The organism is Thalassobaculum salexigens DSM 19539, assembly GCF_000423805.1.
Classification (GTDB): domain Bacteria; phylum Pseudomonadota; class Alphaproteobacteria; order Thalassobaculales; family Thalassobaculaceae; genus Thalassobaculum; species Thalassobaculum litoreum.
The window spans coordinates 39,418-53,510 of record NZ_AUIR01000013.1; the positions used below are offsets into that span (position 1 = coordinate 39,418).

Here is a 14,093-nt window from a genome sequence, read left to right on the forward strand (position 1 = left end):
GCCGTTCCAGGCAGTCTCGGCGCGCAAGGGGAGGGGATGATGGTCCACACACCGGGGCCGACGAGGCTGGCGCAGCAGTCGATGGCCTTCGTCCTGGCCGGCGGCCGCGGCAGCCGCCTGATGGAACTGACCGACCGGCGGGCCAAGCCGGCGGTCTATTTCGGCGGCAAGAGCCGGATCATCGACTTCGCGCTGTCGAATGCGGTGAATTCCGGTATCCGCCGCATCGCCGTGGCGACCCAGTACCGGGCCCACAGCCTGATCCGCCATCTGCAGCGCGGCTGGAGCTTCTTCCGGGCCGAGCGCAACGAGTTCCTCGACATCCTGCCGGCTTCGCAGCAGTCGGGCGGCGAGAACTGGTATCTGGGTACCGCCGACGCGGTCGCGCAGAACATCGACGTCATCGACAGCTACGAACCCGAGTACATCGTCATCCTGGCCGGCGACCACATCTACAAGATGGACTATGAGCGGATGCTCATGCAGCACGTGGAGACCGGCGCGGACGTGACGGTCGGCTGCCTGACGCTGAAGCGGCAGGAGGCGTCGTCCTTCGGCGTCATGGCGGTGGACAACAATTCCCGCATCGTCGACTTCGTCGAAAAGCCGGCCGATCCGCCGCCGCTGCCGGACGATCCGGACAAGGCGCTGGCGAGCATGGGCATCTATGTCTTCAACTGGTCGGTGCTGCGCGAGCTGCTGCTGGACGACGCCGATGATGCGACCTCCAGCCACGATTTCGGCAAGGACATCATCCCCGCCATGGTGAAGGGCGGCGGCGCCTATGCCCATTTCTTCTCCGACAGTTGCGTGATGAGCGGGCTGGAGCCGGCCCCGTACTGGCGCGACGTGGGTACCGTCGATGCGTTCTGGGAGGCGAATATCGACCTGACGGATTTCGTTCCCGGCCTAGACCTGTTCCACGAGGACTGGCCGATCTGGACCTATGGCGAGGTCGTGCCGCCGGCGAAATTCATCCATAACGAGGAGAACCGTCGCGGCCAGGCGGTCAGCTCCATGGTGTCGGGTGGCTGCATCATCTCCGGCTCGAACATCGAGCGCTCGCTGCTGTTCACCAAGTGCCACACCCACTCCTTCTCCGAGCTCTTCGAGGTCGTCGCCCTGCCGAAGGTGGTGGTGAACCGGCACGCCCGGTTGAAGCAGGTGGTGATCGACCGCGGAGTGGAGATCCCCGAGGGCCTGGTCGTCGGCGAGGATCCGGAGGAGGACGCCAGGTGGTTCCGCCGGACCGACGCCGGAACCTGCCTGATCACCCGTCCGATGATCGAGCGGTGGATTGCCGCCCGATGAGAGTGCTCTTCGTCGCCTCGGAATGCGTGCCGCTGGTGAAGACCGGGGGGCTGGCCGACGTGGCCGGCGCCCTGCCCAAGGCGCTGACCTCAAGGGGCGTGGACGTGCGCGTCCTGCTGCCCGGCTATCCCGGCGTGACGGCGCCGACCGCCGAGGGCGAAGCCGTCTGGCGGGAGGCCGACGTGTTCGGTCAACCGGCGACGGTCCGCCGCGCGCCGGTCGGCGGCCTCGACGTGCTCGCCCTCGACATGCCGGCGTATTTCGAGCGCGACGGCCTCTACGTCACGCCCGAGGGCGAGGACTGGCCCGACAACCCGTTCCGTTTCGCCGCCCTGTCCTGGGTGGCGGCAGGGATCGCCCGCGACGGGTTGGCGGACGGCTGGCGTCCCGACATCGTCCATGCCCATGACTGGCAGACCGGCCTGGCGCCGCTCTATATGCAGGACTGGGGGGTGCGCGATGTCGCCAGCATCCTGACCATTCACAACATGTCCTATCAGGGCGTGTGCGAAGCCGAGCTGCGCCGCGACCTCAAGCTGCCGGAGACGGGGTTCACCGCCCAGGGCTACGAGTTCTACGGCAAGGTCAATTTCCTGAAGGCCGGTCTGATCCACTCCGACCTGGTGACCACGGTCAGCCCGACCTATGCCCGCGAGCTGGAGAGCCCGGAATTCGGCTGGGGCCTGGAAGGGGTGCTGGCCGCGCGCCAGGAACGGGCGATCGGCATCCTCAACGGGATCGACACCGAATTGTGGGACCCGATGTCCGATCCGGCGGTGCCGTCCTTCACCTCGCGCTCCCTGTCCGGTCGCAAGGCAGCGCGCAAGGCCCTGCTGCAGACGTTTTCCCTGGATGCCGGTCGTACCGGCCCGCTGTTCGGCGTGGTCAGCCGACTGACCGACCAGAAGGGGCTCGACCTGTTGCTCGGCATCCTGCCGGACATGCTGCGGGTCGACGGTTCCCTGGTCCTGCTGGGCAGCGGCGACCGGCGGCTGGAGCAGGCGTTCCTCACCGCCGCCCGCGACCATGCGGGCTCGGTCGGCGTGCGCATCGGCTATGACGAGGATCTGGCGCACCGGATCTACGCCGGGTCCGACGCGGTCCTGGTGCCGTCGCGCTTCGAGCCCTGCGGGCTGACCCAGATGTACGCCATGCGCTACGGCGCCCTGCCGGTGGTGGCGCGGACGGGGGGGCTGGCGGACACGGTCATCGACGCCAACTCGGCCGCCGTCAGCGCCGGCGTGGCCACCGGCTTCCAGTTCGACCCGGGCTCGCGCGAGGCCTTCGCCAACGCCATCGCCAAGGTCTTCGCGGTGTTCTCCGAACGGTCTCTGTGGCGTCAGATGCAGCGCAACGCCATGCGCCACCCGGTCGGCTGGGACGGCCCGGCGGAACGCTATATCGACCTCTACGCCCGGCTGATGGCGGCGAAGGAAGGAAAGAAGCGGTTCAGTGGCACCCGGTGAGGGGGCGGTTTCGCTCCCCACCCCCTAACTCACTCCCCGGACCTGTTCCGGGGCCCACGGTGGAACGTCGTTCGAAACCTTCCGATCATCGTACGGCGGAAGGGTAGGCCCCGGAACAGGTCCGGGGAGTGTGGAAAGTAATGGGCAACAGGCTGCCTCCTACGTCTCCACCTTGTAATTCAGCGTCAGCTCGTCGCCGATCTTTCCCCGGATGCCCCAGTTGGCCATCGGGGTCTCGATGATCGTGATCTCCACCGCCTCGACCGGGATCCCGGCCGCCTCCGGTACCGCCCGCATGAGCCCGCGCAGGCAGGCCCGTTTGGCGGCGTCGCTGCGGCCCTCGAACATCAGGATCTCGATCACCGTATAGCCGTCGCCTCGGTCGGCGGGGTGGATGAAATCGACGTCGTCCAGGGCAATGAAGCGGTGGAAGCGCTTGTCCTCCGGCAGGCCGAGCGCCTCCATCATCACCCCGTGGATCGCGTCGGACAGGGTCTGGCGGTGCCGGTCGATGAAGCCGCGCCGCGCGTGGATCTTGATCTGCGCCATTTCCTCACCCCTCCCGGCTGGCGATGGCCCAGCCGATCTCGGCCAGGCGCGGCGCCTTGGCCCCGACCTCGAGGGCATTCGCCGAGCTCGCATTGCCCTTGAGCCCGCGGAAATAGACGCCCTGGCAGATCGCGGCCAGACGGAAGAACGACAGCGCCAGGAAGTACCGCATGTCCGGCATCGCCTCCCGCCCGGCCCGAACCCGGTACTTTTCCAGGTATTCCGCCTCGCTCGGGATGCCCATGGCCTCCAGGTCGAGGCCGACCATGCCCTTCAGCGCCTTCTCCGCATGGGTCATGTGGTAGGGCATGCAGGTATAGGCCACATCGGCCAGCGGATGGCCCAGGGTCGCCAGTTCCCAGTCCAGGATGGCGATCACCCGCGGCTCGATCGGGTGCAGCATCATGTTGGGCAGGCGGTAGTCGCCATGCACGATCGACACCGCGTCCGGCACGCCGGGATGGGCGTTCAGCCATTCGGTCAGCCGGTCCATGTCCGGCATCGGATCGGTCTTCGAGGCTTCGAACTGCTTGGTCCAGCGGGCGATCTGCCGGCCGCAGTAATTCGCCGGTCGGCCGAAATCGCCCAGCCCCACCGTCTCGGGATCGACCGTGTGGAGCTTGGCCAGTGCGGCGTTGGCGCTGTCCCAGATCGCGGTGCGTTCCTCCGGGCTGTAGCCCTCGTCGAGCGACGGCTCGTCGGGAATGCGGCCGTCGAGATAGTCCATCACGTAGAACGCCGTGCCGATGATCGACGCGTCCTCGCAGAGATGCCGCATCGCCGGCACCGGCACGTCGGTCTGCGCCAGCGCCGCCATCACCCGGTACTCGCGCTCGACCATATGGGCCGACGGCAGCAGCTCCCCCGGCGGTTTCTTGCGCAGGACGTAGGACGCGTTGCCGTCGGCGGTGTCGAGCCGGAAGGTCGGGTTGGACTGTCCGCCCTGGAACTGCCGGACGGTCAGGCCGGACGCAACACCATCCAGCCCCTGATCGGCCAGATAGCGGGCCAGTCCCGCCTCGTCGAAGCGGTGGGCGTTGGTGACCGGGCCGAGATGCGCCATGCCGATCCCCTCAGGACGGGTCGCCGATGGTCCGACCGCCATCGGCGACGATGGTCTGGCCGGTGACGAAGCGGGCGCCGTCGGAGGCGAGATAGGTCGCCAGCCAGCCGATATCCTCCGGCTCGCCGATGCGCTGCAGCGGGGTAACGGTCTCCATGATGGTGCGGCGCTTGTCGTCCTCCCACAGGGCGCGGGCGAAGTCGGTGCGGATCAGGCCCGGGGCGATGGCGTTGACCCGGATGTTCTTCGGTCCCCATTCGACCGCCAGATTGCGCACGAGCTGCTGCTCGGCCGCCTTGGAGATGCCGTAGATGCCGAGCTTGCGGTTGCCGTACATCGACGCGATGGAGGAGATCAGGATCACCGCCCCGTCGCCGCGCTCCGCCATCTCGGGCAGCACCATGTTGCAGAGCCAGAAGGCGCCCTTCACGTTGGTGTCCATGATCTTGTCGTAGGCGTCGTCGGACACCTCTGTCATCGGGCCGAAGACCGGGTTGGTGGCGGCGTTGCAGACCAGGATGTCGATCTTGCCGAAGGCCTTGCGGGTGCCGTCGACCAGCGCCTGAAGATCCTCCTTGCGGCCGATGTTGCAGGGAATCGCCACGGCCTCGCCGCCGGAAGCCTTGATCTCATCGGCGACCGCCGTGCAGGCCTCGGCCTTGCGCGAGGAGATCACCACCTTCGCGCCCTGTTTCACCATGCATTCGGCGATGGACTTGCCGATGCCGCGCGACGAGCCGGTGATCAGCGCCACCTTGCCGGTCAGATCGAACATATGCGTTTCTCCTCCAGAAGAATTCGGCCGGGCTTACATCGCGCAGATGCCGCCATCGACCGTCAGCTCGGTGCCGGTGACGAAGGCGCTGTCGTCGCTCGCCAGATACAGGACGGCGCCGGCCACGTCGGCGGGCGCGCCGATGCGGCCGAGCGGCGCGGCGGCGACGATGGCCTGGCGCAGGCGCTCGGGGTTGTGGTGGCCGTCGACCATGCGGTCGACCATCGGCGTGTCGGTATAGGACGGGTGCACCGAGTTGCAGCGGATGCCGTAGCCCTTCTTGGCGCAGTGCAGGGCGACCGACTTGGTCAGCAGCCGCACGGCCCCCTTCGACGCGGAATAGACCGGAATCGCGGGCGCGCCGACCAGACCGGCGATGCTCGACATGTTGACGATGGAGCCGCCGGACGGGGCCTCGTTCGCCTTCATCGCCGCCACGCCGTATTTGCAGCCCAGGAACACGCCCTTGGCGTTGATGTCCATCACCCGGTCCCAGTCGTCGACCGAGGCGTCCTCGATCGATCCGCCGGAGCCGCCGGTGCCGGCATTGTTCACCAGCACGTCCAGGCGGCCGTGGCGGTCGAGGGTCTCGGTGGTCACCCGCTGCCAGCCGTCCTCGTCGCGCACGTCGAGAAGGGCGAAGGTCGCGCCGATCTGGGAGGCGACCGCGGTGCCGCGCTCGGCATCGATATCGGCGATGACGACGGTCGCGCCCTGCTCGATGAAGATCTCGGCGATGGCGCGGCCGATTCCGGAGGCGCCGCCGGTGATCAGCGCGGTCTTCCCTGCAAGCCTGTCCCTGCCGGCGGCCATGCTCCTCCCCTCCTGTAGATCGTGGTCCCGTCTCGCGCGGGCTCGGTCCGCCGCAGTCTAGGACACGTCCTCCGGGCCATGCACCCCAAAGGTTCAGCGTGCGCTGCAACAAGACGCTCGACTCCGGCGTCGCCAGCCTCTACCCAGGAGGATCGACACGCGACCATCCCGGCGGGGGCAAGGGCCGAATGAGCGACTTCCTTCTGGAGGCCGTCCATATCACCAAGAAATTCGGCGACTTCGCCGCCAATGACGACGTGACTCTGCGGCTTAGACCCGGCGAGATCCACGCGTTGCTGGGCGAGAACGGTGCGGGCAAGTCGACCCTGGTCAAGATGATGTACGGCGCCCTGCAGCCGACCGAGGGCGAACTGCACTGGCGCGGCAAGCCCGTGCGCATCGCCAATCCGGCCGCCGCCCGCTCTCTGGGCATCGGCATGGTGTTCCAGCATTTCTCCCTGTTCGAGGCGCTGAGCGTCACCGAGAACATCGCGCTGGCCTTGCCGGGCAAGGCCGACATGCAGGAGCTTTCGGCGCGGATCGCCGCGGTATCGCGGGAATACGGCCTGCCGCTGGAGCCCGGCGCGCTGGTGGCCGACCTGTCCGTCGGTCAGCGCCAGCGCATCGAGATCGTGCGCTGCCTGCTGCAGGAACCGGCGCTGCTGATCATGGACGAGCCGACCGCGGTGCTCACCCCCCAGGAGGCGGACCAGCTCTTCGTCACCCTGCGCCGGCTGGCGTCGGAGGGTTGCGCCATTCTCTACATCTCCCACCGGCTGGAGGAGGTGAAGACCCTGTGCCACGAGGCGACGATCCTGCGCCGGGGCAAGGTGGTCGCCACCGTCGATCCGCGCCGGGAGACCGCCGCCTCGCTCGCCCGCCACATGGTCGGCGTCGACGTGGCCGTCGTCTCGACCCGGGCCGGTGCGGTGGTCGGAGAGCCGATCCTGACCCTGGACCATGTCTCGCTGCCGGCGGACGGGCCGTTCGGCACGGCCTTGCGCGACGTGTCGTTGCGGATCGGCGCCGGCGAGATCGTCGCCATCGCCGGGGTCGCCGGCAACGGCCAGTCGGAGCTGTTCGACGCGGTCAGCGGCGAGCGGGTGGATGGCCTAACCGGCAGCATCACTCTCGCCGGCCAGGTCTGTGCCGGGCGCGGGATCAAGGCGCGCCGGGCGCTGGGGGCGGCCTTCGTGCCGGAAGAGCGGCTCGGTCACGGCGCGGTGCCCGACTTTCCGCTGTCGCAGAACGTGATCCTGACCCGCTTCGCCGTGGATGACGGGATGGTGCGGCGCGGGCTGGTCAATCTCGGGCTGGCCGGCGACGTGGCGGGCCGGGTGGCCGGAGCGTTCGACGTGCGCACCTCCAGCAACGACCCGGAGGCGCGGTCGCTGTCCGGCGGCAACCTGCAGAAATTCGTGATCGGCCGTGAGCTCGACCGCAAGCCGCGGCTGCTGGTGGTCAACCAGCCGACCTGGGGCGTGGACGCGGGGGCCGCCGCCGTGATCCGCCAGGCGCTGATCGATCTGGCCGAGGGCGGGTCGGCGGTGCTGGTGATCAGCCAGGATCTGGACGAGATCTTCGCCATTGCCGACCGCATCGCGGTGATTTCCCGAGGCGAGCTGTCCGAGGCGAAGCCGACCGCCACCCTGGACCGCGAGGCGATCGGCCTGCTGATGGCCGGCGCCCATGAGACCGCCTCCCATGAGAAGGCGGCGTCATGAGGTTGGTGCTGGAGAGACGGGCCGAGCGCTCGAAGCTGATGACCTGGCTGTCGCCGCTGCTCGCCGTGGGGCTGACCCTGGTGACCGGCGCGGTGATCTTCTCCCTGATGGGCCTCGATCCGGCCCGCGCGCTCTACGTCTATTTTCTGGAGCCGGTGCTGTGGTGGTGGTCGCTGGAGGAGCTGGTGGTCAAGGCCGCCCCGCTGGTGCTGATCGGCGTCGGGCTGGCGGTGTGCTTCCGGGCCAATGTCTGGAACATCGGGGCCGAGGGTCAGCTCACCATGGGCGCGCTGTTCGGCTCGGCCCTGCCGATCCTGTGGCACGAGTTCCAGAGCTTCCCGGTGATGGTGCTCATGCTGGCGCTGGGCGCGCTGGGTGGGGCGCTCTACGCGGCGATCCCGGCCTTTCTGCGCACCCGCTTCGGCACCAACGAGATCCTGACCAGCCTGATGCTGGTCTACGTCGCGCAGCTCATCGCCGACTGGTTCATCCGCGGTCCATGGCGTGACCCCGCCGGCTTCAACTTCCCGAAATCCGTCCAGTTCGAGGGCTGGCAGCTGCTGCCGACCCTGGGCGACGGGCGCATCCATCTGGGCGCCGGTCTGGCGCTGGTGGCGGTGGCGGTGCTCTATGTCGTCATGTCCCGCACCCTGAAGGGGTTCGAGGTCCGGGTGGTCGGCACGGCGCCGCGCGCCGGCACCTTTGCCGGTTTTTCCTCCAAGCGCATGGTCTGGTTCTGCCTGCTGCTGTCCGGCGGGCTGGCGGGGCTGGCCGGGATCTGCGAGGTGGCGGGGCCGAGCGGCCATCTGCAGCCGGCGATCTCTCCCGGCTACGGCTTCACCGCGATCATCGTCGCCTTTCTCGGCCGCCTGAATCCGGTGGGGGTGCTGGTCGCCGGCGTGATGCTCGGCATCAGCTATCTCGGCGGCGAGGCGGCGCAGATCGATCTCGGCATCTCCGACAAGACCGCCCAGGTGTTCCAGGGCATCCTGCTGTTCTTCATCCTGGCCTGCGACACGCTGATCCTCTACCGGATCCGCCTGCTGCGCCCGCATACGGCGTGAGGGCGGGGCGATGACAGGTCTGGAAGCGGTCATCCTGACGATCATCACGGCCTCCACGCCGCTGCTGCTCGCCGCCATCGGCGAGCTTGTGGTGGAGCGCTCCGGCGTCCTTAATCTCGGGGTCGAAGGGATGATGGTGGTCGGCGCGGTCTGCGGCTTCGCCACGGCCTACACCACCGGGTCGCCCTATCTCGGGGTGCTGGCGGGCGTGCTGGCCGGCATGGGCATGGCCCTGCTGTTCGGGTTTCTCACCCAGTCGCTCGCCACCAACCAGGTAGCGTCCGGACTGGCGCTGACCCTGCTCGGGCTCGGCCTGTCCGGGGTGATCGGTGAGAGCTTCACCGGCCTGCCAGGCGTGAAGCTGCAGCCGCTGGACATCCCGGTGCTGAGCGACATCCCGTTCCTGGGGCCGATCCTGTTCGGCCAGGACGTGCTGGTCTACGCCTCCTTCGCGCTGGTCTTCGCGGTGTCCTACACGATGAGCCGCACCCGCACGGGGCTGGTCATCCGGGCGGTGGGCGACAACCATCATTCGGCCCATGCGCTGGGCTACAACGTGATCGCGGTGCGCTACGGCTGTATTCTGTTCGGCGGCGCCTGCGCCGGGCTGGCGGGCGCCTATCTCTCGCTCGCCTATACCCCGCAATGGGTGGAGAACATGACCTCCGGGCGCGGCTGGATCGCGCTGGCGCTGGTGGTCTTCGCCACCTGGATCGCTCGACGGGTGCTGATCGGCGCCTATCTGTTTGGCGCGGTCTGGATCATGGGGCTGTACGCCCAGGCCCTGGGGATCGGTATCCCGTCCCAGGTCTTGTCGTCCTTCCCCTATCTGATAACCATTCTGGTGCTGGTCCTGATCTCGCGGAACAGGACGCTGACCAAGATCAACACACCGGCCTGCATCGGCCAGACCTTCGTGCCGGACCGGTGAGGACGCAATCCCGAGAAACAGGACAGGAGACGGGGACAATGAGGACGTTATTCAAGCTCGCGGTCACCGCCGCGATGCTCGCCGCCGGCGCCTTCGCCGCCACGCCGGCGAGTGCCGCCGACCCGCTGAAGGTTGGCTTCATCTATGTCGGCCCGATCGGCGACCACGGCTGGTCCTACCAGCATGACCAGGGCCGCCTCGCCATCGAGAAGGAGTTCGGCGACAAGGTCGAGACCGTGTACGTGGAGAAGGTGGCCGAGGGACCGGACGCCGAGCGGGCGATCACCCGCCTGGCGCGCCAGGGTGCCGGTCTGATCTTCACCACCTCCTTCGGCTTCATGGAGCAGACCCTGGCGGTCGCCAAGAAGTTCCCGGAGATCAAGTTCGAGCACGCCACCGGCTACAAGCAGGCGGACAACGTCGCCACCTATTCGGCCCGGTTCTACGAGGGCCGCTACGTGATCGGCCAGATCGCCGCCAGGATGTCGAAGAGCGGCGTCGCCGGCTATGTCGCCTCGTTCCCGATTCCCGAGGTGGTGCGCGGCATCAACGCCTTCCTGCTGGGCGCCCAGTCGATCAACCCGGACTTCAAACTGAAGGTCGTGTGGGTGAACTCCTGGTTCGATCCCGGCAAGGAAGCCGATGCCGCCAAGGTGCTGATCGGCCAGGGTGCGGACATCATCACCCAGCACACCGATTCGACGGCCCCGCTGCAGATCGCCGAGGAGCAGGGCGTGACCGGCTTCGGCCAGGCCTCCGACATGATCAAGTTCGCGCCGAAGGCCCAGCTCACCGCGATCATCGACGACTGGTCTGCCTATTACATCGAGCGCACCAAGGCGGTCCTCGACGGCACCTGGACGTCCGGTGACGTCTGGGGCGGCATGGGCGCCGAGATGGTCGTCATGGCCGACTACACCAACATGCCGGACGACGTGAAGGCGATGGCCGAGGAAACCGAGGCCAAGATCACCTCGGGCGAATTCCACCCGTTCACCGGCCCGATCTACAAGCAGGACGGCACCCTGGCGGTCGAAGAGGGCAAGGTTCTGGACGACGGCACCCTGCTGGGCATGAACTGGTACGTGCAGGGCATCGACGACAGCCTGCCGCAGTGACACAGGTGCAGTAACACAGATGCAGTAACGCTGCGGCGCCTCAGGGCATCGCCACCGACCCCTCTCCGGTCTGCCGGGGAGGGGTTTTCTTATGCCGGGTCGTTCGGACCGCCGAACGTCGCCATGCGCGTCGCCGACGTTCGGGCAGGCCCTACGGCCCTTGCGCGAACAGAACTCCGGGGACAATCCGCCATGGCTGCATGTCCCAAAAAATCTTGTGAAATTTAACGAATATTAAGTCGTTTTGTTGTTTTCTGCGGTCGCACACGGTGCCGATCAGTGTGAAGTTCGCATAAGTATCAACCTGCCCCATCGGTTGGAGTGAGACGTGAGAATCCTGGTGACAGGCGGGTGCGGGTTCATCGGCAGCCATGTGGTCGACGCCCTGCTGGCCAGGGGCGATGTGCCCGTGGTCCTGGACGATCTGTCCACGGGCCGGCGCGCGAACCTGCCCGACCGGGTCGAGCTGTTCGAAGGCTCGATCGAGAATCGCGACGCGGTGGCGCGGGCGATCGACGGCTGCGGGGCGGTGGTGCACCTGGCGGCGATCGCCTCGGTGCAGAAATGCAACGAGACCTGGGCCGCGAGCCATGCTGTCAATGTCGGCGGCACGGTGACGGTGCTGGAGGCGGCGCGGGATGCCAGCCGCATTCCCGTGGTCTATGCCTCGTCGGCGGCGATCTACGGCGATAACACGACCACCCCGCTCAGCGAGCGGGAGGTTCCGGCACCGCTGACCGCGTACGGGGTCGACAAATACGGCTCGGAGCTTCATGCAGGGGTCGCGGGACGCATTCACGGGGTGCCGAGCTTCGGGCTGCGGTTCTTCAACGTCTTCGGTCCGCGCCAGGATCCCTCCTCGCCCTACTCTGGGGTGATTTCCATTTTCGCCTCGCGCCTCGCGCGGGGGGAGGGTGTGAGCATCCATGGCGATGGTGGCCAGATCCGCGACTTCGTCTATGTCGGTGACGTGGTCGCGCACATCCTGGCGGCACTCCAGGCCGCTGACATCGCGGCGCCGGTGGCAAATGTCTGCACCGGCCAGCCGACCAGCGTGCTCGGCCTGGCCGAGACGCTGAAATCCATGACGGGCAGCCCGGGCGAGATCGCCTTCGGGCCGGCCCGCGCCGGTGACATTCGCGTGTCGATCGGCAATCCGGATCTGGCGATCCTCCGCATGCGGACACGGGCGGAGGTGAGCCTTGAAGAGGGTTTGCGGCGTCTGCTGCGCGCGGATTATGCCCTGGACCCGGACTCTTGAGGAACCATTGAAAGGCGGCTCGATATGCGAGCGATACGGGCACAGACGGGGGTTGGAATGGGCTTTACCATTGACAAGGCGGGCAGCCACTCGGTGATCGCCTTCGAGGGGGACCTGGACTCGGCCGAAGTGCAGATGGCGCGCGGCGAGGTCGAAGCCCTGATCGGCGAAGGCAAGCCCCTGGTGTTCGATCTGAGCGCCGTCGAGTTCATCGACAGCTCCGGCATCGGGCTGATCGTCCATGCCTTCCGGGCGCTGAGCGCCAAGCGGTCCAAGGTGGCGATCTGCGGCGCCAGCGACCAGCCGCTGGAGCTGCTGAAGGCGACCCAGCTCGACCGTTTCATGGCGTTTTCCGACTCCCCCGGCGAGGCCCGGATCGCCGTCGGCGTGGCCTGACCCTGCGGCGCTACCTGGGGCGGCGCTACCCGGGGCGGCGCTACCCGGGGTGACGCTACCCGGGGCGACGCCGGCCGATCACGATCAGGCTGGTATCGTCGGCGAGCGTGCGGGTCGAGGCGAGATGATCCTGCAGCACCCGTGACGGCATATCGACGACCGGGTCGTCGGCATGCCGCCGCAGCATGTCGAAGAGACGATCCCCGGCCGCCGCCGGGTTGCGGCGCACCGATTCCACCTCCGAAAGACCGTCGGTATACAGCAGCAGTCGGCTCCCGGGCTCCGGCTCCAGCCGCATGGTGGGGAAGGGCAGGTTCTGCTCCAGGGCGGGCAGCGGTCCGCTGATCTCCGCCCAGCGCGCCGTTCCGCCGGCGATCACCACCGGGAACGGGTGTCCGGCCGAGCAGATCTCCACGCCACCCTCCCGATCGAGGGCCACCAACTGGATCGACACGATCGTACGTTCGAAGGTCGGGTCGGCGAACAGGCTGTCGGAAAGCTGTGTCATCAGATCGTCGATCTCGGTGCCCGGCTCCGCACCGAGGATGATCGCGCGGAAATAGGCGGCCACCCCATGGGCGTAGAACCGGGCGGCCAGGCCGTGGCCCATGACGTCGGCCAGCAGCACGATCAGCCGGTCGCCGATCTGGCCGGACTGGATCAGGTCGCCGCCGCCCAGGCTCGCCGGCTCGGAGGCGAAGCCGATATCGAACCCCTCGAAGCGCGCCGGCAGGTTCGGCTGCAGCCCCTCGGTCAGATCCTTGGCGGATTTGGCGATCAGTGCCTCGCGGACCTTGCGCGACCGGGTGATCAGGCGCCGGGCGATGCGCAGCAGGATGGGCGGGTCGATCGGCTTCGGCACGAAATCGTCGATGCCGAGGTCGCCGGCCTCGGACATGGTGCGCTCGTCGCCGTGGGCGGACAGGAAGACGAAGGGCACGATGTCGGTGTCGATATCCCGGGCCAGCTCCTTGCGCAGGGCAATGCCGTCCATCTCCGGCAGGCCGATATCCGACAGGATCAGGTCCGGCGGATAGCTGCGGATCAGCCGCAGGGCCTGTCCGGGCAGCTCGAAGTCGAAGACCCGGAAGTCGCGGCGCAGGATCGACTTGATGAGTTGGCGGGTCAGCGGCTCGTCCTCGATGACGACGATGACAGGCCGGATGATGAACTCTGCCCGCGGCGGGAAATGGAGGGACAGGCGGTTGGGTCGGGTAAAGCCGTTGCCCGCGTCGTATTCGTAATCGGCGAAGCGGGTGCCGATGAACTTCATCCCCATGCCGTGGCTGCGCGGGCCCTGGCGCCGGTCGGCGAAGGTGGCGAGCGCCAGATAGGCGTCGAAGTTCTGGAAGGCACCGCCGTCGTCGAAGATCTCCAGCTCCCAGACGGCGCCGTCATTGTGCAGGTGGACGGTGATCTCGGCCGGGGCCGGGGCACCGTGGACGATCAGGTTGGTGGCGTATTCCTGCAGGGCGAGCTGCAGGTCCTGGGCGAGGCGGCGCGGGATGTCCGACCGCCCCAGCGCGTCGCGCAGCCCGTGGCGCAGGATGCGCAGGGAAGCCAGGTCCGGATCCCGGACGACGGATTCGAAGATCGGGCTGCCCCGGCGCATGGCGGTGCTC

Annotated in this window: 13 protein-coding genes; 8 read left to right on the forward strand and 5 right to left on the reverse strand. The window is 67.8% G+C overall.

The genetic code is table 11. The features are described 5' to 3' along the window. The first annotated feature begins 39 nt into the window (after positions 1-39). Together glgC and glgA are read left to right on the forward strand one after the other, a co-directional pair. Positions 40-1,311 carry a glucose-1-phosphate adenylyltransferase gene (gene glgC / locus G578_RS0102940; protein ID WP_028792980.1) on the forward strand — a complete coding sequence of 424 codons (1,272 nt, stop codon included), beginning with the start codon at positions 40-42 and terminating at the stop codon, positions 1,309-1,311. Beyond that, positions 1,308-2,777 carry a glycogen synthase GlgA gene (gene glgA, locus G578_RS24435; RefSeq protein ID WP_038013383.1) on the forward strand — a complete coding sequence of 490 codons (1,470 nt, stop codon included), beginning with the start codon at positions 1,308-1,310 and terminating at the stop codon, positions 2,775-2,777. Before glgC ends, glgA begins: the two co-directional genes overlap by 4 nt. A gap of 159 nt (positions 2,778-2,936) precedes the next feature. Here glgA and G578_RS0102950 read toward each other — a convergent pair whose 3' ends face one another. From G578_RS0102950 to G578_RS0102965, 4 genes are read right to left on the reverse strand one after another with little or no spacing between them, the layout of a single operon-like run. Continuing rightward, positions 2,937-3,326 (reverse strand): tautomerase family protein, encoded by a 390-nt coding sequence (locus G578_RS0102950; protein ID WP_028792981.1) that lies wholly within the window; start codon positions 3,324-3,326, stop codon positions 2,937-2,939. Positions 3,327-3,330: 4 nt separating this feature from the next. After that, positions 3,331-4,389 carry a phosphotransferase gene (locus G578_RS0102955; protein ID WP_038013384.1) on the reverse strand — a complete coding sequence of 353 codons (1,059 nt, stop codon included), beginning with the start codon at positions 4,387-4,389 and terminating at the stop codon, positions 3,331-3,333. 10 nt (positions 4,390-4,399) lie between these two features. Further along, positions 4,400-5,164, reverse strand: coding sequence for an SDR family NAD(P)-dependent oxidoreductase (locus G578_RS0102960; RefSeq protein WP_028792983.1), 765 nt, complete (start codon positions 5,162-5,164; stop codon positions 4,400-4,402). A gap of 33 nt (positions 5,165-5,197) precedes the next feature. Next, a complete protein-coding gene (locus G578_RS0102965; RefSeq protein WP_028792984.1) occupies positions 5,198-5,977 on the reverse strand; it encodes a glucose 1-dehydrogenase in 780 nt (259 codons plus the stop codon). A 188-nt stretch (positions 5,978-6,165) separates the two neighbouring features. Between G578_RS0102965 and G578_RS24440 the strand changes: the two genes are divergently transcribed. The 6 genes from G578_RS24440 (at position 6,166) to G578_RS0102995 (ending at position 12,471) form a co-directional block, all read left to right on the forward strand. Then, positions 6,166-7,701 carry an ABC transporter ATP-binding protein gene (locus G578_RS24440; RefSeq protein ID WP_038013387.1) on the forward strand — a complete coding sequence of 512 codons (1,536 nt, stop codon included), beginning with the start codon at positions 6,166-6,168 and terminating at the stop codon, positions 7,699-7,701. Continuing rightward, positions 7,698-8,765: an ABC transporter permease gene (locus G578_RS0102975; protein WP_028792985.1), complete on the forward strand. Its 1,068-nt coding sequence runs from the start codon at positions 7,698-7,700 to the stop codon at positions 8,763-8,765. Before G578_RS24440 ends, G578_RS0102975 begins: the two co-directional genes overlap by 4 nt. A gap of 10 nt (positions 8,766-8,775) precedes the next feature. Then, positions 8,776-9,696, forward strand: coding sequence for an ABC transporter permease (locus G578_RS0102980; RefSeq protein ID WP_028792986.1), 921 nt, complete (start codon positions 8,776-8,778; stop codon positions 9,694-9,696). A 38-nt stretch (positions 9,697-9,734) separates the two neighbouring features. Beyond that, positions 9,735-10,814: a BMP family ABC transporter substrate-binding protein gene (locus G578_RS0102985; protein WP_028792987.1), complete on the forward strand. Its 1,080-nt coding sequence runs from the start codon at positions 9,735-9,737 to the stop codon at positions 10,812-10,814. Positions 10,815-11,142: 328 nt separating this feature from the next. After that, positions 11,143-12,075: an NAD-dependent epimerase/dehydratase family protein gene (locus tag G578_RS0102990; RefSeq protein WP_028792988.1), complete on the forward strand. Its 933-nt coding sequence runs from the start codon at positions 11,143-11,145 to the stop codon at positions 12,073-12,075. A 57-nt stretch (positions 12,076-12,132) separates the two neighbouring features. Beyond that, complete coding sequence (locus G578_RS0102995; RefSeq protein WP_028792989.1) at positions 12,133-12,471, forward strand: STAS domain-containing protein; 339 nt, start codon at positions 12,133-12,135, stop codon at positions 12,469-12,471. A gap of 55 nt (positions 12,472-12,526) precedes the next feature. Here G578_RS0102995 and G578_RS0103000 read toward each other — a convergent pair whose 3' ends face one another. Continuing rightward, entirely contained in the window at positions 12,527-14,083 is a 1,557-nt protein-coding gene (locus G578_RS0103000) for a SpoIIE family protein phosphatase (RefSeq protein WP_028792990.1), read from the reverse strand. Positions 14,084-14,093 lie beyond the last annotated feature (10 nt).

Bases quoted from the DNA above. Each gene is read 5' to 3' on its own strand.
- G578_RS0102965 (WP_028792984.1), bottom strand. From the start codon at position 5,977: ATGGCCGCCGGCAGGGACAGGCTTGCAGGGAAGACCGCGCTGATCACC.
- G578_RS0102955 (WP_038013384.1), bottom strand. From the start codon at position 4,389: ATGGCGCATCTCGGCCCGGTCACCAACGCCCACCGCTTCGACGAGGCG.
- G578_RS0102995 (WP_028792989.1), top strand. From the start codon at position 12,133: ATGGGCTTTACCATTGACAAGGCGGGCAGCCACTCGGTGATCGCCTTC.
- glgA (WP_038013383.1), top strand. From the start codon at position 1,308: ATGAGAGTGCTCTTCGTCGCCTCGGAATGCGTGCCGCTGGTGAAGACC.
- G578_RS0102960 (WP_028792983.1), bottom strand. From the start codon at position 5,164: ATGTTCGATCTGACCGGCAAGGTGGCGCTGATCACCGGCTCGTCGCGC.
- G578_RS0102950 (WP_028792981.1), bottom strand. From the start codon at position 3,326: ATGGCGCAGATCAAGATCCACGCGCGGCGCGGCTTCATCGACCGGCAC.
- G578_RS0102985 (WP_028792987.1), top strand. From the start codon at position 9,735: ATGAGGACGTTATTCAAGCTCGCGGTCACCGCCGCGATGCTCGCCGCC.
- G578_RS0103000 (WP_028792990.1), bottom strand. From the start codon at position 14,083: ATGCGCCGGGGCAGCCCGATCTTCGAATCCGTCGTCCGGGATCCGGAC.
- G578_RS0102980 (WP_028792986.1), top strand. From the start codon at position 8,776: ATGACAGGTCTGGAAGCGGTCATCCTGACGATCATCACGGCCTCCACG.
- glgC (WP_028792980.1), top strand. From the start codon at position 40: ATGGTCCACACACCGGGGCCGACGAGGCTGGCGCAGCAGTCGATGGCC.
- G578_RS0102975 (WP_028792985.1), top strand. From the start codon at position 7,698: ATGAGGTTGGTGCTGGAGAGACGGGCCGAGCGCTCGAAGCTGATGACC.
- G578_RS24440 (WP_038013387.1), top strand. From the start codon at position 6,166: ATGAGCGACTTCCTTCTGGAGGCCGTCCATATCACCAAGAAATTCGGC.